Origin of the sequence: Micromonospora sp. NPDC020750 (genome assembly GCF_044334565.1) — a bacterium.
In the GTDB taxonomy this organism is placed as follows: Bacteria; Actinomycetota; Actinomycetes; order Mycobacteriales; family Micromonosporaceae; genus Micromonospora.
Genome location: NZ_JBIRTH010000014.1, coordinates 1 through 24,891, shown reverse-complemented (window position 1 = coordinate 24,891; position 24,891 = coordinate 1). Strand labels below are relative to the sequence as shown.

Genomic DNA, 24,891 nt, shown 5'->3' with positions numbered 1-24,891 from the left:
ATTCGGAGGAAACAATGCGGAAGAGACTGATGGTCGCTCCCCTCGCGTTGGGCGCGGTGCTCGCGATCGGTGGGGTCGCCGCGCCCGCCCAGGCGGTCGCCGACGTGGGGTCCGGCTCAGTGGCGACACCCGCCGGTGCCGCCGCGGCCTGCGCGTTGGTCTGGAACGACAAGTACACGGCGGGGATCTCGTGCGACTACGGCCCGTTCAAGGGGTGGGCGAGGTGCAGCAACGGGGCGGTGGCCTTCGGCACCAGAGCTGCCGCCGGGGCGACGTCGTACGCCTACTGCTCCCAGTACGGCACCACTCTCAAGCAGAACCCGGTCGAATGGGGTACGTCGGCCGCGTAGGGGACGTTCAGGGGGTGCCGGTCGGGCCGGCACCCCCGCATACGGGATGGAGGCGAATTGTGATCCCAAGAATTGCACCGACGACGATCCCTTCAGCCATTCCGTCGCGTGTTGGCAGCCGTACGGTGACGTGCTCTGGATCTCCAACAACAGCACGCTCGGCAGCACGCCCACCGCGGTCTGGTGGAACTACTACCCGAGTGACGGCACGCTCTACCTGCAGGGCACCTGCACCTTCACCTCCAACGGTTGGGGGTACTGCAACAAGGACATGCACGAGGGCAGCCTGATCAAGCTCCGGGTCTGCGACAGTCCCGATTCGGATCGGCAGTGCTGGACGTCGATCATCAGCACCCGGGCGTGATCGGCGCCCCGCGTCCGCCGACGGGGTGAGTCGTTCCGGCTGCTCGGGGGGAACGGGGGAGCAGCCGGGGCGTCGGCGGGCGTGGGTCGTGCTCGACCGACGCCATCATGTCGTCGGTGGCACCAGCAGCGGATGAAGGTCCGCCGGGTCGGTGACCTCGGGCAGGTCCCGGGCGGCGAGCCAGGCCGCCGCTGCGGCACCGTCGCCGGCGGTGCGCAGCGGCGCGTCCGGCCATCGCCGGCCCAGCTCCGCCCGGACCGCCGCGGCCAGCGGGGTGTCGCCGGTGAGTAGGCCGCCACCGAGGACCACCGGGTCGACAGCGCCGGGGGGACGGATCCGCCCGGCGCTTTCCGCCAGTTGTCCGGCGGCCCCGTCGAGCAGCCCGGTGGCGACCGGGTCGCCCGCGACGGCGGCGGCCACCACGAGCGGCGCCAGTCGGGCCAGTTCCACCGGCGGGCGGCGGGTCACGGCCTGGACCACCGTGTCGACGGTGTCCCGGGGGCGGGCCGCCACCCGGTCGGAGCCGACCAGTTCGGTGAGCACCTGGGCGGCCAGCGGCCCCGCGGCCCGGCCCCGGTCCAGGTCGGCCAGGAGCCGACGGACCGCCTCACGGCCCAGCCAGAAGCCCGAGCCCGCGTCGCCGAGCAGCCAGCCGTGTCCGTCGGCCACGCGATCCAGCCGCAGGTCGCTGACCTGTGCGGCGATCGCGCCGGTGCCGGCGATGAGCACCGTGCCGTCCGGGCTGGCGGTGCCCGAGGCGTACGCCACCAGAGCGTCGCCGTGCACCGTGTAGGGGCAGCGTAGCCCGGCGTCCCGCCAGGCCCGGTCGAAGGCGGCCTTCCCGGCCGGGTCGGCGAGCAGCCGGCCGGCACCGGCCAGCCCGATGGTACCGGCCCGGACCCGGGTCGGGTCCACCCCCGTCAGGGCCCCGCGCAGGGCGGTCAACAGCTCCCCGGCGGCCCGCTCGGCACCGTGGCTGGTCGGGTTGCCCCCGCCACCCCGCCCGGCGCCGAGGCGCTCCCCGGCCAGGGTGAGGGCGACCGCCCGGGTGGACGTACCCCCGACGTCGAGACCGACCACGACGGTGTCGGACATCGTTGGGCCTCCCTGGACTGCGGTGCGGGCGGACTCATGCTGGTCGGCCCGGCTGCCGGAGGCAAGACCCCGGGCCGGTCGACGGCCGTGGTCCAGGTAACGGTTTGAAAACTTCGCCCACGGTCTTGACACCGGGGGGCCTTTAGTAAGAAATTTTACCACTAACAGTTAAGAACCTTTTCCGAAAGGCGTCGCATGGTGGATCACGAGGTGGAGACCCCCGGGGGCACCGCCGTGGTCGACGCCGACACGGCCGACCGGCGGGGCGCGCTCCCCACCGACGGCGTGCTCGCCCGGGTCCGGGCCGGCGTGGGCGAGCTGACCGGCGCACTGCGCCGGGTCGCCGAGCACGTGCTCAGCGACCCGGAGTCCGCGGCCCGCGCGACCATCGTCGAGCTGGCCGAGCGCAGCGGCACCTCCCCGGCCACCATCACCCGGTTCTGCCGGGCGATGGGCTTCGAGGGGTACGCGGACCTGCGGCTCGGCATCGCCGCCGAGACCGGCCGGGCCCGCTCCGCCGGCTGGACCGTCGACATCGGCCGGGAGATCCAGCCCGGCGACCCGCTGGAGCGGGTGCTCGACCAGATCATGGCGGCCGACACCCGGGCCATGCACGACACCGCGGCGCTGCTCGACCTGACCGAGGTCGAGCGGGCGGCGGTGGCCATCGCCGGCGCCAGCCGGGTCAACATCTTCGGCGCCTCCGGCAGCGCCCTGGTCGGCGCGGAGATGCAGTTCAGCCTGCACCGCATCGGGGTGGCCGCCTGGGCCTGGAGCGACGTGCACGAGGGTCTGGCCAGCGCCGCGCTGCTGGGCCCCGGCGACGTGGCGCTGGGCATCTCGCACACCGGGCAGACCCGGGAGACCATCGAGATGCTCGCCGAGGCGGGCAGCCGGGGCACGACCACCGTCGCCCTCACCGGCTTCCCCCGCTCGCCGCTGGCCGAACTGGCGGACATCGTGCTGCTCACCGCCAGCCAGGCCACCACCTTCCGACCGGACGCGCTGTCCGCCCGGCACCCGCAGCTCGTCGTGCTCGACCTGCTCTACATCGCGGTGGCGCAGCGCACCCACGCCCGCGCCCACGCGGCCTTCCGGCGCACCGCCCAGGCCGTCGACGGGCACAAGGCCGCGAAGGGGGCAGCCGCATGATCAGCGCACAGGGGTACGCTGACGCAGTCCGTCCCGTCCTCGACCGGGTCGTCGACTCGCAGGCCGAGGCGGTCGGCCGGGCCGCCGACCTGATCGCCGCCAGCCTGCGCGCCGGCGGGGTGCTCCAGGCGTTCGGCGCCGGCCACTCCGAGGCGTTCGCCGCCGAGCTGGTGGCCCGGGCCGGCGGGCTGGTCCCGACCAACCGGATCACCCTGCACGACCTGGTGCTGCATGGCGACGTACCCCGCGACGTGCTCGCCGATCCGAAGCTGGAACGCGACCCGGCCGTCGCCCACCAGCTCTACGCCCTGGCCGCCCCGCACCCGCGGGACGTCTTCGTGGTCGCGTCCCAGTCCGGCATCAACGGCTCGGTGGTCGAGCTGGCGACGCTGGTCAGGGGCAACGGCCATCCGCTGATCGCGGTCACCTCCGTCGAGCACACCGCGCGGGTCGCCCCTCGGCACCCGTCGGGGCACCGGCTCGCCGACCTCGCCGACGTCGTGCTGGACAACGGCGCGCCGTACGGTGACGCACTGCTGCCGCTCGAGGGCGGCGGCGCGGTCTGTGCGGTCTCCTCGGTCACCGCCGCGCTGCTGGCGCAGCTGCTGACCGCCGAGGTCGTACGACGGTTCCACCAGGCCGGAGAGGTACCCCCTGTCTACCTCTCCGCCAACGTCCCCGGTGGGGACGAGCACAACCTCGCCCTTGAGTCGCGGTACGCCGGGCGTCTCCGGCGGACCGCCTGATTCGACACCACCAAGGAGAGACAACGATGTCGGTTACCCCCGAGCACCCGGCCGATCTGAACCGCCGGACCCTGCTGCGCCGCGCCGGCGCCGCCGGCCTGCTCGCCATCCCGGCCGCCGGCCTGCTCAGCGCCTGCGCGACCAGCAGCTCCGACAAGGAGAGCGACACCAAGGCCGAGACCGGCACCAAGAGCGCCACCAACCCGCTCGGTGTCAAGGACGACGCCCCGCTGGAGGTGATCATCTTCAACGGCGGTTACGGCGAGAAGTACGCCACCGACGTGCACGAGCCGCTCTACAAGAAGGCGTTCCCCAAGGCGGAGGTCAAGCACCAGGCGACCCAGGCGGTTTCCACGGTGCTCCAGCCCCGGTTCGCCTCCGGCAACCCGCCGGAGTTCGTCAACAACTCGGGCGAGAAGCTGATGGACTTCGGCGCCCTGGTCGCCGACGGGCAGCTTCAGGACCTCACCGAGCTGTGGGACGCCCCGTCGGTCGACGACCCGAGCAAGAAGGTCCGCGACACCGTGGTCCCCGGCACCGTCGATGTCGGCTCGTTCAACGGCAAGCCGTACGTGCTCTACTACGTCTCCACCGTCTTCGGCATCTGGTACTCCGGCAAGCTGTTCAAGGACAACGGCTGGGCGCCCGCGAAGGACTGGAGCGAGTTCACCGCTCTGCTCGACAAGATCAAGGCCAAGGGCATCACCCCCTACGGCTACGCCGGCGCGAACGCCGCGTACTACCAGTGGAACGTGATCCTCACCCAGGCCGCGAAGATCGGCGGCGCGGACGTGCTGAAGAACATCGACAACCTGGAGGACGGGGCCTGGCAGCAGGACGCCGTCAAGCAGGCGGCCACGGCATGGGCCGAGATCGGTGCCAAGTACATCGACAAGAGCTTCGAAGGGCTCAAGCACACCGACGTCCAGCTCCGGCAGAACCAGTACAAGTTGGGCTTCTACCCCAGCGGTGACTGGCTGGAGGGCGAGCAGAAGAAGGACACCCCGGCCGGCTTCGAGTACCAGCTCATGCCGGTGCCGAGCCTGGCGGCGTCCGACAAGCTGCCGGCCACCGCCCTGCGGGCCACGGCCGGTGAGGGCTACTTCGTCTCGGCCAAGAGCAAGAACCCGCGCGGCGGCCTGGAGTACATGCGCCAGATGCTGTCCACGGCCGGCGCGAAGGGCTTCACCGAGGTGGTCAAGGCCCCGACCGTCGTCACTGCCGGCTCCGAGGGGTACGCCTTCCCGCCCGGCGTGGCCAGCTCGCAGGCCGCGCTCAAGGCAGCCGGCCAGGACGTGTTCAACATCTACTTCGACGGTTGGTACAAGGAGCTGGACACCGAGGTCCGCACCGCCACCAACGAGTTGATGTTCGGCCGCATCAAGGCCGACGCCTTCGTCGAGCGGGTGCAGAAGCGCGCCGACGCCATCAAGAAGGACAGCTCCATCACCAAGTTCAAGCGCTGATCGGAGCGGGGTCATGCGGCACGGCAAGTATCCATTCGTGATCGGGTTCCTCTTCGCCCCGGTCACGCTGTACGTGGTCTTCGTCATCGCACCGTACGCCCAGGCGTTCCAGATTTCGATGACCAACTGGCGGGGCCTGTCCGCCCCCCAGTGGGTGGGCTTCGACAACTACCGCAGGCTGCTGGACGACGGCAACTTCTGGAAGGCGGTCCAGCACCACGGCGTACTGCTGCTTGCCCTGCCGCTGATCACGATCGCCATCGCGCTGTTCTTCTCCTTCCAGCTCAACGTGGGCGGCCGGAGCGTCGGCGGTCAGCGTCAGGGGGTCTGGGGGGCGAGGTTCTACCGGGTGGTGTTCTTCTTCCCCCAGGTCCTGGCCGTGGCGATCATCGCGGTGCTGTTCCAGATGGTCTACCGGCCCAACGAGTCCGGCCTGATCAACGGCGTGCTGATGGAGTTCGGTCTCGACCCGGTGCTGTTCCTGGTCAAGCCGAACCTGGCGCTCTGGTCGATCATCGCGGTGCTGGTCTGGCAGGCAGTCGGCTTCTACGTGGTGCTCTTCTCGGCCGGGATGGCCTCCATCCCGGGCGAGATCTACGAGGCCGCCGAGATGGACGGGGCGACCCGGGTCACCCTCTTCTTCCGGGTCACCCTGCCGCTGCTCTGGGACACCCTCCAGGTTGCCTGGGTCTACCTCGGCATCGCCGCGTTCGACGCGTTCGCCATCGTCGCGGTGCTCTCGGTGGACAGCGGGGGCCCCGACGGGGCGACCACGGTGCTGGCGAACGAGATCTACCGCAACGCGTTCGTCTACTCGAAATACGGTTACGCCTCGGCGATGGGCGTGGCGCTGTTCTTCCTCACCCTCACGTTCGCGGCGCTGACGCTGCGGCTGACCAAGCGGGAAAGCGTGGAGTACTGACATGAAGACCACGTTGCCGTCGGCGCCGGCGGCGCTGCCACCCCGTACCGGGAAGTCCACCACCGGGTCCGACCCGAAGAGCCGCCGCTCGGAGGTGCGACTGCTCGCCGGCCTCGGTCACGTCGCGCTCGCAGTCTGGGCGGTGATCGTCATCGTGCCGATCCTGTGGACGTTCCTCGCGGCGTTTAAGAACACCAGCGAGATCTTCAGCAGCCCCTGGACCCTGCCGGCCGAGCTGCGCTGGGAGAACTTCGGCCGGGCGTGGACCAAGGCGCGCGTCGGCCGGTACTTCGTCAACAGCGTCATCGTGGTCGGGTGCAGCACCTTCGCCACCATGCTGCTCGGCTCGATGGCCGCGTACGTGCTGGCTCGCTACAAGTTCTGGGGCAACCGGGCGGTGTACTACCTGTTCGTCTCGGGGCTGGCGTTCCCGGTCTTCCTGGCCCTGGTGCCGCTGTTCTTCGTGGTGAAGAACCTGGGCCTGCTGGACACCCACACCGGCGTGATCCTGGTCTACACCGCGTACTCGCTGCCGTTCACCGTGTTCTTCCTCGCGGCGTTCTTCCGGACGCTGCCGAACTCGGTGGCCGAGGCCGGGATGATCGACGGCTGCTCGCACACCCGGCTCTTCTTCCAGGTGATGGTGCCGATGGCCAAGCCGGGCCTGATCAGCGTCGCGATCTTCAACATCATCGGCCAGTGGGCGCAGTACCAGCTGCCGCTGGTGCTGCTGTCCAACGCCAAGGACAAGTGGGTGCTCACCCAGGGCATCGCGGATATCTCGGTCAATGCGGGCTACGAGGCCGACTGGTCCGGCCTCTTTGCCGCCCTCACCATCGCCATCCTGCCGATGATCATCGTGTACGCCGTGTTCCAGCGGCAGATCCAGTCCGGTCTGACCTCCGGCGCGGTGAAGTAACCCACCCGCCACCCTCGCCCCCACCCCACCCGGCGGGCGCAGATTCACGGAAAGAGTGGCCATTCCGCGTCGAATGGCCACTCTTTCCGTGAAAGTGGGGGGCCCGGGCCCGGCGAGGGGGTGTCGGAGGGGCGAGGCAGAATCACGTCCGTGCTGGTGGCGGTGGTGTCGGACGACCGGGGCGGGGGAGTGTTGCAACCCCTCGACCCCGTCGGCCGGCCCGTGGCCCCGGCCGAGTCGGTCGCCGACCTCGCCGCCGCCGTGGCCGCCCGGGAGGCCGCGGAGCATGCGCGCTGGGTCTGGGCCTGCGGCGCGGCCGTCTACCCGGCGCTGCTGCGCGCCGGGGTCCGGCTCGACCGTTGCCACGACGTCGAGCTGACCGAGTCGCTGCTGCTCGGGCACGCCGGCCGCTGGGGTGAGCCCCGCTCGCTCGCCGCCGCCTGGGCCCGGCTGACCGGCGCGCCGGTGCCGTCGGACCCGCCGCCCCGCGCAGCCGAACCGCCGGGCCACGGGCAGGGCACGCTCTTCGACGCGCTGCCCGGCCCGCCGGGCCCGGGCGTCGAGGCCCTGACCCGGGTGTACGCCGACCAGCTCGCCCGGGTCGCGGCCACCGAGCATCCCGGTCGGTTTCGGTTGCTGGTGGCCGCCGAGTCGGCCGGCGCCCTGATCGCGGGCGAGATGGGCGCGACCGGGCTGCCCTGGCGCGCCGAGGTGCACGACGAGCTCCTCACCGAGCTGCTCGGCGAGCCGTCCCCGGTCGGCGGCCCGCCCCGTCGGCTGGTCGAGTTGGCCGCCGGGATCGCGGCGGCGTTCGGGCTGCGCCAGGTGCACGTCGACTCCCCGGCCGAGCTGCTCAAGGCGTTCGCCCGGGCCGGGGTGGAGCTGCCCAACACCCGGGCCTGGGTGCTGCGCGGGGTCGACCACCCCGCGGTGCCGCTGGTGCTGGAGCACAAGGAGCTCTACCGGATCTGGACGGCGCACGGCTGGGCCTGGCGGGACGCCTGGGTGCGCGGCGGCCGGTTCCATCCGGAGTACGTCCCCGGCGGGGTGGTCTCCGGCCGGTGGGCCACCCGGGGCGGCGGCGCGTTGCAGATCCCGAAGGTGATCCGGCGGGCGGTGGCGGCCGACCCGGGATGGCGGCTCGTCGTCGCCGACGCCGGTCAGCTCGAACCGAGGGTGCTCGCGGCGGTCTCCGGCGATGCCCGGCTCGCCGCCGCCGGCGGGGCCGGCGACCTCTACGCCGCCCTCGCCCGGGACTCCTTCGGCGGCGACCGCGCCCGGGCCAAGGTGGCCCTGCTCGGCGCGATGTACGGGCAGACCGGCGGGATGGCCGTCCCCGCCCTCGCGGTGCTGCGGCGCAACTACCCGACCGCCTTCGCGTACGTCGAGGCGGCGGCCCGCACCGGCGAGGCGGGCGGGCTGGTCCGGTCCTGGCTGGGCCGGACGTGCCCGCCCGGCACGGCCGGCTTCACCGACGGCGACGACGCCGGGGTCGACCCTGGCGTGGCGGCCGACCCGCAGGGGCCCCGGGCTCGGGCGGCCCGTTCCCGGGGCCGGTTCACCCGCAACTTCGTCATCCAGGCCACCGCCGCCGAGTGGGCCTCCACCCTGCTGGCCACCCTGCGGACGGCGCTCGCCGGCACCGACGCCGAGCTGGTCTTCTTCCAGCACGACGAGGTCATCGTGCACTGCCCGGCGGCGCAGGCCGACGCGGTGGCCGAGGTGGTGCGCGCCAGCGGCGAGCGGGCAGCCGCGTTGCTGTTCGGCGACACCCCGGTCAGGTTCCCGCTGGACCTGTCCGTCGTCGACTGTTATGCCGACGCCTGAGACGCCGACGCCTGAGACGCCACCGCCCCGGGGCCGGCGCTGGTCGGGTCCGCGCGCCGGTCAGCCGACGCCCGGGCGGGCGCGCCCGCGCAGCAGCGGCAGGTACACCTCGTCGACGATCTCGACGAGCACGTCGTCCGGCGCGCTGGCGATCCCGCGGGTGACGATCTCGTTGCGCAGCAGCGTGAGGGCCACCGTGGCCACCCGGGGGTGCCGGGCCTCGGGTGACGCCTGCCCCCGGGCGACGGCGCGGTCGAGGACCGTCAGCCAGCCGGCCGTCCCGGCGGCGCCGGCCTGCTCCTGCAACTGGGCCAGCAGCTCCGGCTCCTCGCCGACGCCGGACAGCAGGGCGCGCAGCACCTCGCCCAGCGGGGACGTCCAGTGGCAGTTGGCCCGGCGCAGCAGCTCCAGCGCGTCGCCGCGCAGCTCGCCGGTGTCCGGCGGATCCAGGTTGGCCACGGCGAGCTGCCGGTACGCGGCGACGCCGAGCGTGGCCCGGTTCGGCCAGCGCCGGTAGATCGCGTTCTTGTTGGTGCCGGCCCGCCGGGCGACCCGGTCCATGGTGAGGCCGGCGTAGCCGGACTCCAGCAGCTCGTCGGCGGCGGCGCGCAGGATCGCCTGTTCCAGGGCCGCCCCGCGCCGCCGCGTCGCCCCGGTCCGTTCCGCCCCGTCGCCTGCCATGACGGGTACGGATCGTACCCCAGCCCCCGTCTTGCGCCGCGCCACGCCACCGCTTTAAGGTACGCTGCGTACCCTAAAGAAGGTGGGCAGCTGTGCGCGGCAAGGGAATCACGTACGACACCGGCTTCGTCGACGCCGGCGAGAGCACCCGTGAGCCGTTCGACCCGGACGTCGTGCGGCGCGAGATGCGGGTCATCCGGGAGGACCTGCACTGCACGGCGGTCCGGGTCACCGGCGGCATCCCCGAGCGGCTGGAGATCGCCGCCCGGCACGCCGCCGACGTCGGGCTGGAGGTGTGGTTCTCCCCGTTCACCTGCGACCTGACCACCGACGAGCTGCTCGACGTCCTGGCCGACTGCGCCGAGCGTGCCGAGGGGCTGCGCCGGCGGGGCGCGGAGGTCGTCCTCGTCACCGGGGCCGAGCTGACGCTGTTCACGAAAGGGTTCCTGCCCGGCGACACGCTCGCCGAGCGGCTGGACGTGCTGACCCGGCCGGACCTCCTCCGCGAGGTGCTGCCCGAGGTGCCCGCCCGGCTGAACGCCTTCCTCGGCGAGGCCGTCCGGGTCGTCCGCGCGCGGTTCGGCGGGAAGGTCACCTACGCCTCGCTGCCGAGCGAGCGCATCGACTGGACGCCCTTCGACTACGTCTCGTCCGACGCCTACCACTCGGCCGAGGTCGCCGACGCGTACGTCGACGGCATCCGCGCCCTCGTCGCCCAGGGCAAGCCGGTGGCGATCACCGAGTTCGGGTGCACGACCCACCGTGGGGCCGCCGACCTCGGGGCGCGCGGCATGTTCATCGTCGAGTGGGACGGCGCCAACGGCGCCCGGCTGACCGGCGACTACGCCCGCGACGAGGACGAGCAGGCCGGGTACCTGCGGAAGCTGCTCGGCATCTTCGCCGCAGAGGGGGTGGACACGGCGTTCTGGTGCACCTTCGCGACGTACAACCTGCCGCACCGCGAGGAATCGGCGCGCGACGTGGACCGGGCCTCGTACGGCCTGGTGAAGGTGTTCGAGGACCGGCTCGGCGACACGTACCCCGACCTGCCGTGGGAGCCCAAGGCAGCCTTCGCGGCGCTGGCCGACGTGTACCGCCGCTGAGTAGACGTCGGGGCGATGTGTGGCAAATACCCGTTTCGCCCCGACACGGATCTGTCGGGCGCTCGTTGCACCCGGTGTGCGAATCGCAGGAATGATCATCGCGGCGGGCGGGGGACGCCGCCTCGGCGGCCCGGAGGCATTGCTCCACCAGGGCGGGCAACCCCTGGTGGACCGGATGATCGAAACGATGACCGAGGCCGGCTGCGAGCAGCTCGTGGTGGTGCTGGGCGCGGCGGCTGACCAGGTCCGGCAGACCGCCGACCTGACCCGGGCCACGGTGGTGGTCAACCGTGCGTGGGGGACCGGGGTCGGCTCGTCGATCCGGGCGGGCCTGGCCGCGCTGACCGACGAGACGGTCGAGGCGGTGGTGGTGGTGCCCGTCGACATGCCGGGGCTCACCCCGGCGGCGGTGCGGCGGGTGGCCGCGCTGCCGTACCCCGACGTGCTGGCCTGCGCCACCTACAGCGGGCTGCGCGGGTACCCGATGCTCTTCGGCCGCCGGCACTGGGCCGGCATCGCCACCCTGGCCAGCGCGGACGTCGGCGCCCGGCCCTACCTGCTGGCGCACAAGGACCAGATCGTGGACATCGCCTGCGACTCGGTGGCCGACGGCAGCCGCGTGGACACCCCCGAACTGATGGCCCTGTACGGCCTGACCGTCCCACCCCAACGCGTCGGCGCCTGAGCCTGCGACGGCCGGCCGGCCCGACCCGACCTGGCCGGATCGGATCGGCCGGGCGAGCGCATGGTGGCGGCGATGTAAGGGCTAGGGCCCGGACGCCAGAGGCCTCGCTGACCGTCGGACCTGCCGGACATCCCGACGCTGCGCTAAGCCAGACCCGCAGGCACCCACGCCGCGACTCCGGTCGCAAGAAGATGGATCGACCGGCCCGCCCGAGTGAACTTGCGGTGGTAGTACAGCCGACGGCGGGATCAGAGGTTAGCCACCGTCCCACCTGCCCAGCCTGTTCGGTCCCCGACGTCCGACGGTCAGTTCCCGCTCGGCGGCGTCGCCCTCCTCAAGCTCCGCGATCGATCGACGTAGGGCTGCTGCATTGCTCGGGCTTCGGAGCAGGTACTCGGTTTCCTTCATCGCCTCGTACTCCGCAAGCGGCACGATGACCACCGGCTCAAGGCCCGACCGGGTCACCACCACTTCCTCCGCGCCGTTGGTGACGCTGCCGAGCTCGGCGGCCAGGTTCTGCCGCAGCTGGGTGAAATTCACGGTCCGCATGATCACCTCCAGGGTAAGTACAGAAAGTTGTACCTCGGGGAGTGTTTCCGATGGGTGCACCGCTGGCACGTCACACCCGCTGTGCCACGCTCCGAACAGCCAGGCCGGCCGTCTGACCCACAGCCTCACGTCACCCCGAGGGTGGTGGCGAGTTGGATGATCGTGGCGGGAGCGTGGGGGTCGCGGGCGACCTGGGCGAGCACGGTTCGTGCCGCCGGTCGATGGCGTACCTCGGCTGGTGCGGTGTGGTCGGCGTCGATCAGCGCCCGGCCGGCGTTGGCCGGGTCGTCAACGTGGAGGTAGGCGCGGGCGTCGTCGAGCAGGTGCGCGGCGCGGTGTTCGGCGGGCAGCCAGCGCCAGCCGTCCCGTGCGGTGGCCCGGTCGTCGCCGTGTCGGGCTGCCGCCAGGGCCGCCTGGATGAGCAGCGTCCCACACAACGACAGTTCCTCCGGTGTGCCGGCATCGGGATCGCGTGGGGCGATCCGGTACGCGGCGGCCAGCGCCGTCGACATGGCCGCCCGGGTCCGACCCGATGCGCGTAGCACCTGGCCGAGTTACACGGCTGCGGCGGCCACCAGCAGCGGGTCACCGGTCGCCACGGCCATGGCCCGGTCGGCGGCCAGCCAACCCAGCTCGGCCTCGCCGAGCTTCACCAGCAGCGACGCGGTCACCCGGTACACCTCGCCCAGCGGCGCGCGGCCCGACCCCGGATCGTCGGCGTGGGTGCGCTGCGCGCCGGCCAGCAGGTTCGGCACCAGCGCGATCAACTGCGGGTACCGGGCATGCTGGAAGGTGATCCACGCATGCTCGACATTGCGGGCCAGCCGGTCAGCCGGCACCACGACAAGGCGGGCCGCCGGCAGACCAAGAGCGATCTCGTACGCCGAAAGCGCCGACCGGATCCGGTCCACACCCTGGGCCCGCTCGGTCACGTCCGCCGGTCGGACCTCCCGGCCGAGCAGCACCGCCGTGTCGATCCGCAGGACGGCGGCGATGTCCTGGAGGGTGGAGACCCTGTCGAGGGAGCGGACGCCGCGTTCGATCTTGTCGACCCAGCTCTTCGACTTGCCGAGCCGGTCGGCGAACACCTGCTGCGACATCCTCCGCCGCCCGCGCCAGTGCGCGACCCGCCGACCTATCGGCAGGAGATCACTGTCCACGCCGCCACCGCCGCTCCGGCGCTGTCACGGTCGGCCCTACACGACAGCATGGGCAGCTCAACACCGACCCGCACCGCCGACACCACCGCGACTTGACCGTGAACAGGAACAGCCCAGCCGCGAAGCCGAGCACCGCCACGGGGTATGCGGCGTGTTCCGATGGGAGTGCCGAACGAAGGAACTTCCGACATGCCCATACCGACTGGCGGCTACCGTGAGGTCGCCGAGGACCTCTCTGCCCGGATCAAGAGCGGCGAGTATGCCCCGGGTGACCGGCTACCCACGTACCGAGAGCTTTCCGACCTGTACCAGGTGAGCGTGACAACCGTCCAGCGAGCCGTGATCATCTTGCAGGACCGTGGCCTGGTTGTCGGCCTGCAGGGCCGGGGCCTGTGGGTAGCGGAGCGTTCGAGGGACAAACAGTGATGACGACGAGCGCCGTGCGACGGGCGGGACGATGGACGTAGGGTCGAACGGGTGTCGCGTCCCCCCATCGACCTGGTGCCCGCCGACGAGCCGGCCGAGGAACTGATCCACAACCCGCTCAACGCGGTGACCGGCGGCATCTGGCGGACCCGCCACCACGGCCGTCCGGCCGTGCTGAAGCTGATCACCCCGCCGGGCCGCGAGGGCCCGACGCACTGGGCCGGCAGCGTCGACCCGGGGCACTGGAACTACTGGCGGCGCGAGGTCGAGGCGTACCGCGGTGGCCTGGCCGCCCGGGCGTACGCCGACGCCGGGCTGGCCGCGCCCGAGACGCTGGGGGTCGACGAGCGCCCGGACGGCAGCGTGGCGCTCTGGCTGGCTGACGTCGCGGGGCGGCCCGGCACCGCCGGCACGGTCGCCGACCTCGGCGACGTCGCGGCCCGGCTCGGTGCCGGGCACGCCACCTGGCTCGGCCGGCCGCCCGGTCACGACTGGCTGGCCCGGGACTGGCTGCGCGACTACACCCTGACCCGGCCGGTCGTCGAGCCGGTGCCGTGGGACCACCCGGTCGCCGTGGCCGCGTGGCCCGCGCCGCTGCGCGCCGCGCTGCGCGGGCTCTGGGAACGCCGGCACGAGCTGCTGACCGCCGCCGACGGGCTGCCGCGCACCCTGTGCCACCACGACTGCTGGCCGATGAACCTGGTGTTCGGCGACGCCGGCCCGGTCCTGCTGGACTGGTCGTTCGTCGGCCCCGGGCCGGTCGGCGAGGACGCCGCCAACCTGGTGCTGGACACCTTCCTCGACGGGCTGGTCGACGTCGCCCTGCTCGACGAGGTGGCGACCACGGTCGTCGACCGGTACGCCGACGGCCTGCGCGGTGCCCTCGACCGGACCGAGGTCGCCCGCGCGGTGCGGCTCACCGGGGCGGCGAAGTACTTCTGGCTGGCCCCGCTGATGCTGGGCCGGGCCGGCGGCGGCACCGCGCAGACCTACGACCTGCGCGGCGAGGCCGAGATGTTCGCCGGCCGCCGGCCGCTGCTGGAGCTGCTCGTCCGTTGGGCGGACGAGCAGCTCCGCTGAGCGCGCCGGCCGGCTCTCGGAGGGGGAGCAGCCGGGCCCGGACCGCCCAGGCGGGCAGTGCTGGTCAGGAGCCGGCCGGCGGCTCCAGCTGGCCCGTGGCGACCAGACCCCGGTACCAGTACGCGCTGTCCTTCCAGGTCCGGGCCTGGGTGTCGTAGTCGACCCGGATGATGCCGAACCGCCGATCGTAGCCGTACGACCACTCGAAGTTGTCCAGCAGCGACCACGCGAAGTAGCCGCGGACGTCCGCGCCCGCGTCCATCGCCGCCCCGACCGCGTCGACGTGCCGGTGGAGGTAGTCGACGCGCCGGTCGTCGTGCACCCGGCCGTCGGGGGAGACCACGTCGTCGAACGCGGCGCCGTTCTCGGTGATCATCAGCGGCTGGCCCGGGTGCTCCCGGGACAGCCGCAGCAGCAGCTCGGTCATCCCGCTCGGGTCGATGTTCCAGCCCATCGCGGTGTACGGCCCGGGCTGGGGCAGGAAGTCGACGTTCGCGGCGCCGACCCACGGGGTGTGTGCCGAGCTGCCGTGCCCGTCGGCGGCAGAACGGGCCGAGACACCGTCCCAGGCTCGGACCAGGGTGGTCGAGTAGTAGTTCACCCCGAGCACGTCCAGCGGCACCCCCGCCGCCCGCTCGTCGCCGTCGCGCACGAACGACCAGTCGGTGACCTTCGCGGTGTCGGCGAGCAGGTCGGCCGGGTACGCCCCGCCGAGCATAGGTCCGAGGAACGCCCGGTTGGCCAGCGCGTCGATGCGGCGCACCGCGTCGGCGTCGGCGGCCGAGTCCGACGCCGGGCGGATCACGTGCAGGTTCAGCGTCACCGACAGCTCCGCCGCCGGGGCCAGCTCCCGCACCGCCCGCCCGGCCAGCCCGTGCGCCAGGTTCAGGTGGTGCACGGCGGCCAGCGCCCCGGCCGGCTCGGTGCGGCCCGGCGCGTGCACCCCGGAGCCGTAGCCGAGGTACGCCGAGCACCACGGCTCGTTGAACGTGGTCCAGGTGTGCACCCGGTCGCCGAGCGCGCCGACGATGCCGGCCGCGTAGTCCCGGAAGCGCAGCGCGGTGTCCCGCGCCGGCCAGCCGCCCGCGTCCTCCAACTCCTGCGGCAGGTCCCAGTGGTACATGGTGGCCACCGGGCGGATGCCCCGTTCCAGCAGGCCGTCGACGAGGCGGGAGTAGAAGTCCACGCCGGCCCGGTTGAACGCGCCGGAGCCGCCGGGCTGCACCCGGGGCCAGGAGATCGAGAACCGGTACGCCCCGAGCCCCAGCTCCGACAGGTGGCCGAGGTCGTCGACCCACCGGTGGTAGTGGTCGGCGGCCACGTCGCCGGTGTCCCCGTTCAGGGTGCGGCCGGGGGTATGGCTGTAGGTGTCCCAAATGGACGGACCCCGGCCGTCCTCCGTGGCCGCGCCCTCAACTTGGTATGCCGCTGTGGCGGCCCCCCACAGGAACCCCTCGGGAAAACTCCTCGTCACCGGTTCGCCTCCGCTCCCACGACCACCACGGCATACCCCGATGATTCTCCGCCCACCAGGTCGGCGGTGGCCGCCCCGTCGGCGTACCGGATCTCGAACTCCGCCCCGGGCCCGTCGCCGGGCGAGGGCACCCGCACCCGGGTCCGCTGCCCCTCGGCGGGCGCGTACAGCCGCAGCTCGACGCCGTCGGCCCACGCGTAGTCCGGCCGGTCGTGGGTGGAACCGACGGCGAGCACAGCGCCGGGCCGGGCCAGTACCGGCAGGCTGTCGAAGCCGTGCCTCTGGTCCACCCAGGCCGGTCCGGTGAGCTGCTCGCCGGTGACCACGTGGGTCCAGGTGCCGGCCGGCACCCAGAACGTCACCCGGCCGTCGGCGCTCAGCACGGGGGCCACCAGCAGGTCGGGGCCGAGCATGTACTGCCGGTCCAGGTACGCCGCGGCCGGGTCGTCCGGGAACTCCACCACCATCGGCCGCATCACCGGCACGCCGTCGCGGTGCGCCTCCTCGGCCGCCGCCGCGAGGTACGGCATCAGGCGCAGCTTGAGCCGGGTGAAGTGGCGCAGCACCTCGACGGCCTCGTCGTCGAACGCCCACGGCACCCGGTACGAGCCGGAGCCGTGCAGCCGGGAGTGGGAGGAGAGCAGCCCGAACGCGATCCACCGCTTGAACACCGCCGGGTCGGGGGTGCCCTCGAAGCCGCCGATGTCGTGGCTCCAGTAGCCGAACCCGGACGCGGACAGCGACAGCCCGCCGCGCAGCGACTCGGCCATCGCCGCGAACGTGGACTCGCAGTCGCCACCCCAGTGCACCGGGAACTGCTGGCCGCCGGCCGTGGCCGACCGGGCGAACACCACCGCCTCGCCGATCCCGCGCTCGGCCTCCAGCAGCTCGAAGACCGCCCGGTTGTAGAGGTGGGCGTAGTAGTTGTGCATCCGCTGCGGGTCCGACCCGTCGTGCCAGACCACATCGGTGGGGATGCGCTCGCCGAAGTCGGTCTTGAAGCAGTCCACGCCCATGTCGAGCAGCGCCCTGAGCTTGCCGGTGAACCAGGCCACGGCGTCGGGGTTGGTGAAGTCGACCAGCGCCATGCCGGCCTGCCACCTGTCCCACTGCCACACCGACCCGTCGGGGTTGCGGACCAGGTACCCGGCGTGGCGGCCCTCCTCGAACAGGTAGGAGCGCTGGGCGATGTACGGGTTGATCCAGACGCACACCTTCAGGCCGCGCTCGTGCAGCCGGCGCAGCATGCCCTCCGGGTCGGGGAAGGTCGCCGGGTCCCAGACGAAGTCGACCCAGTGGAACTGCCGCATCCAGAAGCAGTCGAAGTGGAACACCGACAGCGGCAGGTCCCGCTCGGCCATCCCGTCGATGAACTCGGTGACGGTCTCTTCGTCGTACGAGGTGGTGAACGACGTCGACAGCCACAGCCCGTACGACCAGGCCGGGACGCGGGCCGGCCGGCCGGTCAGCGCGGTGTAGCGGCGCAGCACGTCCTTCGGGGTGGGCCCGTCGATCAGGTAGTAGGTCAGCGACTGTCCCTCGACGCTGAACTGGGTCTGCGAGACGACCTCGGAGCCGATCTCGAACGACACGTGCTCGGGGTGGTCGACGAAGACCCCGTACCCGGCGCTGCTGAGGTAGAACGGCACGTTCTTGTACGCCTGCTCGCTGGCGGTGCCGCCGTCGGCGTTCCAGATGTCGACGGTCTGGCCGTTCTTGACGAACGGGCCGAAGCGTTCGCCGAGGCCGTACACCGTCTCGCCGACGCTCAGCGCCAGCCGCTCGTGGACGTACGTGCGGCCCTCGCCGTCGGTGGCGATGCCGACGCTGCGCTCGGTGGACGAGGTGACCAGGCGGTCGCCGTGCAGGAAGTCGACCCGCCACCGGTCGCCGAGCGTGACCCGGGCGGTCAGTTCGCCGGTGGTCAGGGACGCACTGTCCCCGGTGACCTCCACGGTGACCGGGTGGCCGTCGCCGGCCGACAGCGCGAAGCGGGGCTGCTTCGGCAGCCCGCCGCAGTGGTGGCCGACGGTCACCCCGACGACGCCGGGGGCGGGGGAGAAGAACCGGACGGTGACGACCGGCCGGTTGAGGGTGTCTCCCCGCCCGGTGATCCGGCCGGTCGGCGCGAAGACGGTGAAGCCCCTCTCGTCCGGCTCGACCGATTCGACCGCGCCGGGACGCAGCACGCTGACCCCCGGCCGCAGCAGCCAGTACCCGTCGGTGAACTTCACTTCTCGGCTCCTAGCGTGATGCCGCGGCAAGTCGACCCGCGTCGAAACCCTGCGTCACACCAACCGCGTGAAACGCCTGTCGCACCAACCGCGTCGTAACGCCTTGTCGAAACGTCATGTCGAAACGCTTCGACAAGGCGTTTCGGCAGACCGTAGGACACGTGTCACGAGGGCGTCAATAGACGACGACGCCAGCCGCTGGACCCACGCGACGCCGAACGCCTACCCCTGGCTCCGCCGGACGTCCTTGACGAACACGATCCCGTCGGTGCTGGCCAGGTGTGCCGGATCAAGCGGGAAGTAACCGAACCAGGGGGACACCCGGGGAACGGGCGTCGCGTCGGCGAGGGCCGTGGCCAGTCGGCGGGCGTCGACGACGTATCGCTCCTGCGGGAGCGCGTACAGCAGCCCCTCGACGGTGTCCGGAGGCGGGGCGTCCACTCCCCGGTGGGGGATCGTGCCGAGGGCTGTGGCGAGGAAGGCGTAACCCTCGCCCAGGTGGGCGCTCACGATCGCGCCGGCGCTCCACCAGTCCACCGGCAGGCCGCCCATCCGCATCGTGCTCTTGTTCCGCTGGAGGTGGCCGTTGTGCGCGTTCACCAGCGTCGGCCCGCGTTCGGCGAGGGCGAGCAGGTTGGCGGCCATCATCGAGTCCCGTACGCCGAGCAGCCACGCCAGGCGACTCGGTGACGTGTCGGCCATCCAGGAGTGGTAGCGCAGCAGCCCGGTGGCGGTACGCCCGTACAGGCGTGCCCGGTGCCAGTCCTCCTCGGGGGAGGCCGCGATCAGGTGTGGCGTCTGCGCGTCGAGCAGGGCCACCAGGTCGTCGGCGAGCAGCCGCAGCTGCCTGGCCTCGGGCGTCCGCCCCACGGATCGCGACGGGTCCATCATCGCGGCGGGGTTCGGCCAGCGGTCGTCGGCCCCGAGCAGGCGGTCGAGCGTTTCGGCGGTGCAGGGGAGCAGGTCGGCGTCAACCCAGGCGGTGAGGTAGGCGTGGAGTGCGGTGAGGGCCTGCCGAGGGCTCGCGGCGCCGGTGATCTCCAGCGGGCCGTCGAAACCGGCGAAGCGCAGCTGCTCCGACGCGGGGCGGCCGTCGTTGTACGCGCGCATCCAGCGCACCAGCTCGCGGTTGCCCGCGAAGGCGCCCCACTCGTGGCTGAAGCCGCGCTCCATGACCTCGTCGAGGATGCCGGTGCCCGAGGTGACGTAGTCGTCCACGACCAGGCCCATCAGGCAGTCGCTCTCGATCGCGATCGTCCGGTAACCCTCCTGCTCGACGAGCTGCCGGAAGAAATCGTTTCGCAGGTCGAGCAGAACGTCCTCGCCGTGGGTGGGCTCACCCAGGGCGAGTAGCCGTGGCCTGGTCGGGAGCAACCCCATGACGGCAGCAGGGTCGAAGACATGGGCGGCGTCGGTGAAACCAGTGGTCATACCATGAACGGTATCGTTGAACCAACGGTGCAAGCTTTTCGTCAACATCAGCAGAGTGGCGAAGCAGAACTCTCAAAGCAGCGGACAGCACAGGCCGTTCAGCCGGCGCAAGCGCACGCTCTGTCCACACAGGCAGCTCGCACCCGGCGGTGCGTGGATTCCCATTCGGCGGGATTTTCTCGGATCGAATCGCGAACAGTAAATGAAAAACCCTCATGGATGATGGACCCCGGCGCTCGGCGGCAGTTACGTTGTTACGCCCCGACCACACGGAGTCGCCACAATGTCCTCTGGCGCCGCAACGCCGATGATCTCCGTCATCATCCCCACCTACAACCGCTCGCGTCTGCTGCGCGGCACGCTGACGGCCCTGGCCGACCAGCGGATACCGACGGACGCGTTCGAGGTCATCGTCGCCGACGACGGTTCGACCGACGACACCCGCCGGACGGTGGAGGACTTCACCGGCCGGCTCCGCCTGCGCTACCACTTCCAGGAGGACCTGGGCTTCCGGGCCGCAGCCGCCCGCAACGCTGGCGCCCGCCTCGCCCGTGGCGAGATCCTGGCCTTCGTGGACAGCGGCATCCTGCCCGGCCCCGACTTCGTCGCCGGGCACCTGGCCGCGCACCGGGAGCCCGGCCCGGCGCGGGCGGTGATCGGCTACACCTACGGCTTCCGTCCCGACTACCCGACCCCCGGTCTGGAGGGGATCCTCCAGACACACACCCCCGAGGAGGTCGTACACGACTACGGCAGCGACCCGGAATTCCAGGACTCCCGGCACTCCCTCTTCGCGACCGCCCGCTTCTTCCTCGCCCGCACGGCGCTGCCCTGGCAACTGTTCTGGACGTGCAACTGTTCCGTCCCGGCCGAGAAGTTCTGGGCCGTGGGCGGCTTCGACGAGATTTTCCGCTCCTGGGGCGCCGAGGACACGGAGCTGGGCTTCCGCCTGTACCGGCACGGCCTGTCGTTCGAGGTCAGCCGCGACGGCTGGGCGGTGGACACGCCGCACCCGCGCCGGTCGGACCCGGACCTCAGCGACAACCGCAGCAACATGCTCACGTTCCTGCACAAGCATCCCGAGCCATTGATAGAACTGTTGTGGGCCTGGTACTCCAAGCACCTGCCCCAGCTCGAGGACACCCGCGACTGGCACGTCAGGCTGGAACTGCCCGCCATCCGCCGGGGGACCAACCGGGTTCGCGGCCTGGACGTGACGGCGGAGCTGGCCCACCTGCGTGACACCCTGCCGCCGGGCACCCGGGTCGCCGTGTTCGGCTGCGGCGACACCCTGCCGGCCGGGTTCCCGCCCGCCGACCTGTTCGACTACGACGAGACGCTGCTCGAACGGCTGCCCGCCGACCCGGCGCACCCGACCCACCACGCCATCGGCATCCGCACCGTCCTGCCCGACGACGTCGTCGACGTCGTCCTGGTCACCTCCCGGCTCACCCCGGTGTGGCGACGATGGCGCACCCACATCCTGGCCGAGGCCCACCGAATCGGCCGATCCGTGCGCGGGCCGCTGCTGGAGGCCGCCGAGCCCGCGTTGGGCGTCGGAGGCTGACGCCCAACGGTCGAGGACGGCGCCGGCGGGAACCGGCCCGCGACGCCGTCCTCGACCGGACCCGCCGGCCAGGTGGGCGGTCGGTCCGGCGGCGCCACCCGGGCGGCTGACCGGGCGCGGTCAGATCTCGATGTTGAACTTCCGCAGCACCGAGGGGGCGACCAGGCCCACGGCGGCCAGCACGGTGATGGTGGTCAGCACGCCGCGCAGCACGATGACCTCGGCCTTGCTGCCGGTGCGCAGGGCGATGCTGTTCGGCAGGCCGACCATGGTCCACATCCGGCGCTTGATCGGGATCGGCCAGAGGATCGGCACCCCGGCACGGGTGATCATGTCGCCGAGGATGTGTACGAAGCAGCCCACCCCGACGGCCAGCCCGATCAGCGGGTACCCCCGGTCGCCGGGCAGGTTGACGAAGGTGAACCAGGCGGCGGCGGCCGAGGACAGGGTCACGATGACCCAGCCCGCGCGCTCCGCCCACCGGTCGAACAGCCCGCGCAGGGCCAGCCCGAACATGAAGAACAGGATGCCGACCACGGCCCACTTGCCGTAGGCGGCACACAGCGCGGTGGTGCCCCAGCCGACCAGCACGGTGAACGGGATGGTGTGGGTCAGCGTGCGGTGCCCGTTGTTGCGGCGCGGGTCCTTGCTCAGTTTGGTGGCGTAGTAGACGCCGAGCGAGATCTTCTCCATCACCTCGGCGACGAAGAGGCTGACCACCCCGAAGGTGCGGGCCACCGTGGCGCCGCCCTGGTTGCGGGTCACCTTGCCGGACAGGTCGAGGTCGGGGAAGAGCGCCCCGCCGGCGCAGACCGCGGTGCCGACCGCCAGTGCCAGCGGCGACTGGTGGTAGTCGGCGAACTGGTCGAGCGCCCAGGAGCCGGTCAGCCACACCGCCGCGCCCGACAGCGCGTGGGACGGTCCCATCATGACGCCTCGCCCTCCCCAGGGTTCTTGATCCACAAACTACGTCACTCTGGCAGAGCAGCCGCCCGGGGGCAACAACCCGAACGGTCCAGATAGGACAGTGTCGGCGCGCGCCGTGTCTCAGCGCGGGGGGCCGGGCCGGAAGCTGACCCGCACCGTGTTCCGCTCGGTCGCGCCGGTCGGCCAGTCCGCGTCGGGGGCGCTCCAGGCGAGCGACCACGCTTGGGCGTCACGCGGGATCAGCTGCACCGCGTGCAGCCGGCCCCCGTACGGGGCGTCCCAGGCGGCCTCCCACTCCGACCCCCGGCCGGCCACCGTCTCCAGCCGGATCCTCGCGTACCCGCGCAGGGCGTCAGCGTCCAGCGCGCGCCGCTCGTTCACCCGTAGCTGGGCCAGTGGGGCGGCGTCGGGATCGCTGGTCGGGGCGACGGTGAGCACCCGCCGGGCCGTCGGATCCTGGAAGCAGACCGCGTCCCCCACCCGGTAGTGCCGCCAGCCCGGCGGCACGGCGAGCCGGAACCCGGCCGGGTCGGCGTACCAGCGCCAGTCGGACGGCAGTCGGAGCCGCTCGCCCCGGGCGGGGGAGACGGTGGGAGCGGGTTCGCCGGCGGGGTAGGGCCGCAGACAGGGGAAGGGTGGAGGCGGCACGCGCCTGCCGGGCGGCCCCGCTCCGGGCTCGGCTCCCGTCCCGTCCGGTACGGCTCCCGTCCGCCCGGCCCCGGTCCCCGGCGGCGCGCCCCGGTCGTGCTCGCGTTGGCCGATCGCGATCGCGGTGGAGATCGCGGCGAGCGCGGCGAACGCCCCGGCCGCCACTGCCAGCGGCCAGCGCCGGCCGTTCGGGCCGGATCCGGCCGGGCGGCCGTCATCGGCCGGGGTGGACGGCCACGGGGCGGCACCCGGGTCGGGGACGTCCGGCGGCAGCACCGTGGCCGGCGCGGCGAGGGCCAGGGGGCACGGTTCCCCGGCCCCGGTGGTGGCCGAGGTCAACCGCCGCCGCGTCTCGTCGTGGTCGGTGCGGTCGCGCGGGTCGCGGCGCAGCAGGCCGGCCAGGACCGGGCCCAGCGGGCCGGCGTGCGGCGCCGGGTCGGGCGGCCGGGTGGCCAGGGCGCTCAGGGTCGCCATCGCGGTGCTGCGGGCGTACGGGGACCGGCCCTCGACGGACGCGTGCAGGGTCGCCCCGAGCGACCACAGGTCCCCCTCCACGCTGGAGCACCCCTCGGCGGCCCGCTCCGGGGCGACGAACTGCGGCGAGCCGAGCACCAGCCCCGGCCGGGTCATCGTCGGGTCCCCGTCGTCGAACACGGCCAGCCCGAAGTCGGTGAGCATCACCCGCCCGTCGTGGGCGATCAGCACGTTGGCCGGCTTCACGTCGCGGTGCAGCACCCCGGCGTGGTGCGCGGCGCGCAGCGCGGCCAGCAGCGCCAGCCCGATCGACGCGGCCTGCCGGGGCGACACCGGCCCGGACGTGTCCAGCACGTTCTGCAACGACCGGGACGGGACGTACTCCATGATCAACCATGGGTCGTCGCCCACCGGCACCACGTCGTACACCCGGACCACGTTGGGGTGGTTGAGCCGGGCCGCCGTCCGGCCCTCCCGCAGGGTGCGCAGGCGCAGCTCGTCGCGCTCCTCGTCGGACAACCAGGCCGGCGGGACGACCTGCTTGACTGCGACGTCGCGGTGCAACACGTCGTCCCTCGCCCGCCACACCCGCCCCATCCCGCCGCGACCCACGAGGTCGAGCAGGCGGTACCGGCCGGCGATCACTACGTGCTGCACCGTTCTCCTCACCGCTGGTCGACGTACACCATAGCCAGCGGATCGGTGTGGACCTATCGGACGACAGGCCGGGGAAAGCTGTCAGCAGGCCGTATGGCCAGTCGTCAACAGGTTCCCCTCCGGAATGGCGATCCGGGTGCGCCCGGTGGCCAGCCGGCTCGCCGCCCGCCGGGCCTGGAACGTGCCGTGCTCGCGGCGGGCTGCGGCGTAGCTGCTCGCGGTGCGCGCGGCGATGGTCGCCCAGCCGTACCGCTCGCTGACCATGGTGCGGGCCCGGCGGGCCACCCGGCGGGCGAAGACCTCGTCGCCGAGGAGCCGGTCGACCGCGCCGGCGAGCGCGTCCGGGTCGCTGTGCGGGAAGGTGACCCCGGTGACGCCGGGCTCGACGATCTCGGCGAGGCCGCCGGTCGCGGCGACCGCCAGCGGCGCGCCGGCCGCCGCGGCCTCCAGGGCGACCATGCCGAACGGCTCGTAGAGGCTCGGCACCACGGTGGCGTCGGTGGCGGCCAGCATGGCCGGGAGTTGGGTGGAGTTCATGAAGCCGGCGAAGCGCACCGTGTCGCCGAGGCGCAGCCGGTGCGCCTGGTCCACCAGTTCCTCCCGGTACGGGCCGTCGCCGGCGATCACCACCCGCAGCCCGGGGTGCCGCTCGCGCAGGTACGGCACCGCGTGCATCAGGTGTTGCACGCCCTTCTCGTAGACCAGCCGGCCGGCGTACCCGACCAGGGGGCCGCTCCCGGCGAACCGGGCCCGGGCCGAGGCCACCGCCCGGGGGCGGGCGTGCCAGGCCCGATCGTCCACTCCGTTGGGCACCACGTCGACCCGGCCCGCCGGCACGTCGAACAGCCGGGTCACCTGCTCGCGCATGTATCCGGAGCAGGCGATCACCCGGTTGGACTCGCCGCTGATCCAGTGTTCGACGCCGTGGATGGTGCGGTTCATCTCTTCGGGGAG

At 72.5% G+C, this 24,891-nt stretch carries 24 protein-coding genes; 13 read left to right on the top strand and 11 right to left on the bottom strand.

The genetic code is table 11. The features are described from left to right. The first annotated feature begins 14 nt into the window (after window positions 1-14). Window positions 15-350 carry a hypothetical protein gene (locus tag ACH4T9_RS29795; RefSeq protein WP_396674571.1) on the top strand — a complete coding sequence of 112 codons (336 nt, stop codon included), beginning with the start codon at window positions 15-17 and terminating at the stop codon, window positions 348-350. A gap of 130 nt (window positions 351-480) precedes the next feature. Further along, a complete protein-coding gene (locus tag ACH4T9_RS29790; protein ID WP_396674569.1) occupies window positions 481-714 on the top strand; it encodes a hypothetical protein in 234 nt (77 codons plus the stop codon). Window positions 715-819: 105 nt separating this feature from the next. Here ACH4T9_RS29790 and ACH4T9_RS29785 read toward each other — a convergent pair whose 3' ends face one another. Continuing rightward, window positions 820-1,809 (bottom strand): N-acetylglucosamine kinase, encoded by a 990-nt coding sequence (locus ACH4T9_RS29785; protein ID WP_396674567.1) that lies wholly within the window; start codon window positions 1,807-1,809, stop codon window positions 820-822. A gap of 195 nt (window positions 1,810-2,004) precedes the next feature. Between ACH4T9_RS29785 and ACH4T9_RS29780 the strand changes: the two genes are divergently transcribed. From ACH4T9_RS29780 to ACH4T9_RS29755, 6 genes are all read left to right on the top strand, one after another. Beyond that, entirely contained in the window at window positions 2,005-2,961 is a 957-nt protein-coding gene (locus tag ACH4T9_RS29780) for a MurR/RpiR family transcriptional regulator (RefSeq protein WP_396674565.1), read from the top strand. Then, complete coding sequence (locus ACH4T9_RS29775; RefSeq protein WP_396674564.1) at window positions 2,958-3,707, top strand: SIS domain-containing protein; 750 nt, start codon at window positions 2,958-2,960, stop codon at window positions 3,705-3,707. Before ACH4T9_RS29780 ends, ACH4T9_RS29775 begins: the two co-directional genes overlap by 4 nt. Window positions 3,708-3,733: 26 nt before the next feature. Then, on the top strand, window positions 3,734-5,173 hold the full coding sequence (gene ngcE / locus ACH4T9_RS29770) for an N-acetylglucosamine/diacetylchitobiose ABC transporter substrate-binding protein (RefSeq protein ID WP_396674562.1): 1,440 nt from the start codon (window positions 3,734-3,736) through the stop codon (window positions 5,171-5,173). Window positions 5,174-5,186: 13 nt separating this feature from the next. Then, window positions 5,187-6,095, top strand: a complete 909-nt coding sequence (locus tag ACH4T9_RS29765; protein WP_396674560.1) for a carbohydrate ABC transporter permease — start codon at window positions 5,187-5,189, stop codon at window positions 6,093-6,095. A gap of 1 nt (window position 6,096) precedes the next feature. Beyond that, window positions 6,097-7,014 (top strand): carbohydrate ABC transporter permease, encoded by a 918-nt coding sequence (locus tag ACH4T9_RS29760; protein WP_387026226.1) that lies wholly within the window; start codon window positions 6,097-6,099, stop codon window positions 7,012-7,014. A gap of 120 nt (window positions 7,015-7,134) precedes the next feature. Then, window positions 7,135-8,841 (top strand): bifunctional 3'-5' exonuclease/DNA polymerase, encoded by a 1,707-nt coding sequence (locus ACH4T9_RS29755; RefSeq protein ID WP_396674559.1) that lies wholly within the window; start codon window positions 7,135-7,137, stop codon window positions 8,839-8,841. 60 nt (window positions 8,842-8,901) lie between these two features. Here ACH4T9_RS29755 and ACH4T9_RS29750 read toward each other — a convergent pair whose 3' ends face one another. Beyond that, the gene (locus tag ACH4T9_RS29750; RefSeq protein ID WP_396674558.1) at window positions 8,902-9,522 is read right to left on the bottom strand and encodes a TetR/AcrR family transcriptional regulator; all 621 of its coding nucleotides are present in this window, start codon (window positions 9,520-9,522) and stop codon (window positions 8,902-8,904) included. 92 nt (window positions 9,523-9,614) lie between these two features. On the opposite strand from ACH4T9_RS29750, the gene ACH4T9_RS29745 reads away from it, so the two are divergent. Together ACH4T9_RS29745 and ACH4T9_RS29740 are read left to right on the top strand one after the other, a co-directional pair. After that, window positions 9,615-10,625, top strand: coding sequence for a hypothetical protein (locus ACH4T9_RS29745; protein WP_396674557.1), 1,011 nt, complete (start codon window positions 9,615-9,617; stop codon window positions 10,623-10,625). Window positions 10,626-10,716: 91 nt separating this feature from the next. Beyond that, window positions 10,717-11,310 (top strand): NTP transferase domain-containing protein, encoded by a 594-nt coding sequence (locus tag ACH4T9_RS29740; RefSeq protein WP_396674556.1) that lies wholly within the window; start codon window positions 10,717-10,719, stop codon window positions 11,308-11,310. 255 nt (window positions 11,311-11,565) lie between these two features. Here the strand turns inward: ACH4T9_RS29740 and ACH4T9_RS29735 are convergent, their stop codons facing one another. The 3 genes from ACH4T9_RS29735 to ACH4T9_RS29725 form a co-directional block, all read right to left on the bottom strand. Further along, window positions 11,566-11,859 (bottom strand): type II toxin-antitoxin system Phd/YefM family antitoxin, encoded by a 294-nt coding sequence (locus ACH4T9_RS29735; protein ID WP_396674555.1) that lies wholly within the window; start codon window positions 11,857-11,859, stop codon window positions 11,566-11,568. A gap of 125 nt (window positions 11,860-11,984) precedes the next feature. Then, window positions 11,985-12,371 carry a hypothetical protein gene (locus ACH4T9_RS29730; RefSeq protein ID WP_396674554.1) on the bottom strand — a complete coding sequence of 129 codons (387 nt, stop codon included), beginning with the start codon at window positions 12,369-12,371 and terminating at the stop codon, window positions 11,985-11,987. A gap of 42 nt (window positions 12,372-12,413) precedes the next feature. Then, window positions 12,414-13,019, bottom strand: coding sequence for a helix-turn-helix domain-containing protein (locus tag ACH4T9_RS29725; protein ID WP_396674553.1), 606 nt, complete (start codon window positions 13,017-13,019; stop codon window positions 12,414-12,416). Between the two features lie 144 nt (window positions 13,020-13,163). On the opposite strand from ACH4T9_RS29725, the gene ACH4T9_RS29720 reads away from it, so the two are divergent. Both ACH4T9_RS29720 and ACH4T9_RS29715 read left to right on the top strand, forming a co-directional pair. Beyond that, a complete protein-coding gene (locus ACH4T9_RS29720) occupies window positions 13,164-13,445 on the top strand; it encodes a winged helix-turn-helix domain-containing protein (protein WP_396686873.1) in 282 nt (93 codons plus the stop codon). Between the two features lie 51 nt (window positions 13,446-13,496). After that, window positions 13,497-14,525 carry a phosphotransferase gene (locus ACH4T9_RS29715; protein ID WP_396674550.1) on the top strand — a complete coding sequence of 343 codons (1,029 nt, stop codon included), beginning with the start codon at window positions 13,497-13,499 and terminating at the stop codon, window positions 14,523-14,525. 64 nt (window positions 14,526-14,589) lie between these two features. Here the strand turns inward: ACH4T9_RS29715 and ACH4T9_RS29710 are convergent, their stop codons facing one another. The 3 genes from ACH4T9_RS29710 to ACH4T9_RS29700 all read right to left on the bottom strand — a co-directional run bounded on the left by ACH4T9_RS29710 (window position 14,590) and on the right by ACH4T9_RS29700 (window position 19,664). Then, a complete protein-coding gene (locus ACH4T9_RS29710) occupies window positions 14,590-15,999 on the bottom strand; it encodes a GH1 family beta-glucosidase (protein WP_396674549.1) in 1,410 nt (469 codons plus the stop codon). Beyond that, window positions 15,996-18,233 (bottom strand): alpha-xylosidase, encoded by a 2,238-nt coding sequence (gene yicI / locus ACH4T9_RS29705; protein ID WP_396674548.1) that lies wholly within the window; start codon window positions 18,231-18,233, stop codon window positions 15,996-15,998. The genes ACH4T9_RS29710 and yicI overlap by 4 nt, the downstream gene beginning before the upstream one ends. Before the next feature lie 222 nt (window positions 18,234-18,455). Then, window positions 18,456-19,664: an erythromycin esterase family protein gene (locus ACH4T9_RS29700; RefSeq protein ID WP_396674547.1), complete on the bottom strand. Its 1,209-nt coding sequence runs from the start codon at window positions 19,662-19,664 to the stop codon at window positions 18,456-18,458. A 283-nt stretch (window positions 19,665-19,947) separates the two neighbouring features. Here ACH4T9_RS29700 and ACH4T9_RS29695 point away from each other — a divergent pair, with 283 nt between their 5' ends. Further along, window positions 19,948-21,231 carry a glycosyltransferase gene (locus tag ACH4T9_RS29695; protein WP_396674546.1) on the top strand — a complete coding sequence of 428 codons (1,284 nt, stop codon included), beginning with the start codon at window positions 19,948-19,950 and terminating at the stop codon, window positions 21,229-21,231. Window positions 21,232-21,351: 120 nt separating this feature from the next. On the opposite strand, the gene ACH4T9_RS29690 is transcribed toward ACH4T9_RS29695, so the two are convergent. The 3 genes from ACH4T9_RS29690 to ACH4T9_RS29680 all read right to left on the bottom strand — a co-directional run. Next, complete coding sequence (locus ACH4T9_RS29690; RefSeq protein WP_396674544.1) at window positions 21,352-22,161, bottom strand: metal-dependent hydrolase; 810 nt, start codon at window positions 22,159-22,161, stop codon at window positions 21,352-21,354. Between the two features lie 117 nt (window positions 22,162-22,278). Continuing rightward, the gene (locus tag ACH4T9_RS29685; protein WP_396674542.1) at window positions 22,279-23,937 is read right to left on the bottom strand and encodes a protein kinase; all 1,659 of its coding nucleotides are present in this window, start codon (window positions 23,935-23,937) and stop codon (window positions 22,279-22,281) included. Window positions 23,938-24,018: 81 nt separating this feature from the next. Then, a partial coding sequence (locus tag ACH4T9_RS29680; protein ID WP_396674540.1) for a glycosyltransferase family 4 protein occupies window positions 24,019-24,891 on the bottom strand: 873 nt, incomplete at its 5' end.

Coding starts and splice junctions, on each gene's coding strand:
- ACH4T9_RS29785 (WP_396674567.1), bottom strand. CDS start 1,809: ATGTCCGACACCGTCGTGGTCGGTCTCGACGTCGGGGGTACGTCCACC.
- ACH4T9_RS29695 (WP_396674546.1), top strand. CDS start 19,948: ATGTCCTCTGGCGCCGCAACGCCGATGATCTCCGTCATCATCCCCACC.
- ngcE (WP_396674562.1), top strand. CDS start 3,734: ATGTCGGTTACCCCCGAGCACCCGGCCGATCTGAACCGCCGGACCCTG.
- ACH4T9_RS29780 (WP_396674565.1), top strand. CDS start 2,005: ATGGTGGATCACGAGGTGGAGACCCCCGGGGGCACCGCCGTGGTCGAC.
- ACH4T9_RS29730 (WP_396674554.1), bottom strand. CDS start 12,371: ATGTCGACGGCGCTGGCCGCCGCGTACCGGATCGCCCCACGCGATCCC.
- ACH4T9_RS29700 (WP_396674547.1), bottom strand. CDS start 19,664: ATGACCACTGGTTTCACCGACGCCGCCCATGTCTTCGACCCTGCTGCC.
- ACH4T9_RS29740 (WP_396674556.1), top strand. CDS start 10,717: ATGATCATCGCGGCGGGCGGGGGACGCCGCCTCGGCGGCCCGGAGGCA.
- ACH4T9_RS29720 (WP_396686873.1), top strand. CDS start 13,164: ATGCGGCGTGTTCCGATGGGAGTGCCGAACGAAGGAACTTCCGACATG.
- ACH4T9_RS29765 (WP_396674560.1), top strand. CDS start 5,187: ATGCGGCACGGCAAGTATCCATTCGTGATCGGGTTCCTCTTCGCCCCG.
- ACH4T9_RS29750 (WP_396674558.1), bottom strand. CDS start 9,522: ATGGCAGGCGACGGGGCGGAACGGACCGGGGCGACGCGGCGGCGCGGG.
- ACH4T9_RS29690 (WP_396674544.1), bottom strand. CDS start 22,161: ATGATGGGACCGTCCCACGCGCTGTCGGGCGCGGCGGTGTGGCTGACC.
- ACH4T9_RS29735 (WP_396674555.1), bottom strand. CDS start 11,859: ATGCGGACCGTGAATTTCACCCAGCTGCGGCAGAACCTGGCCGCCGAG.
- ACH4T9_RS29795 (WP_396674571.1), top strand. CDS start 15: ATGCGGAAGAGACTGATGGTCGCTCCCCTCGCGTTGGGCGCGGTGCTC.
- ACH4T9_RS29775 (WP_396674564.1), top strand. CDS start 2,958: ATGATCAGCGCACAGGGGTACGCTGACGCAGTCCGTCCCGTCCTCGAC.
- ACH4T9_RS29760 (WP_387026226.1), top strand. CDS start 6,097: ATGAAGACCACGTTGCCGTCGGCGCCGGCGGCGCTGCCACCCCGTACC.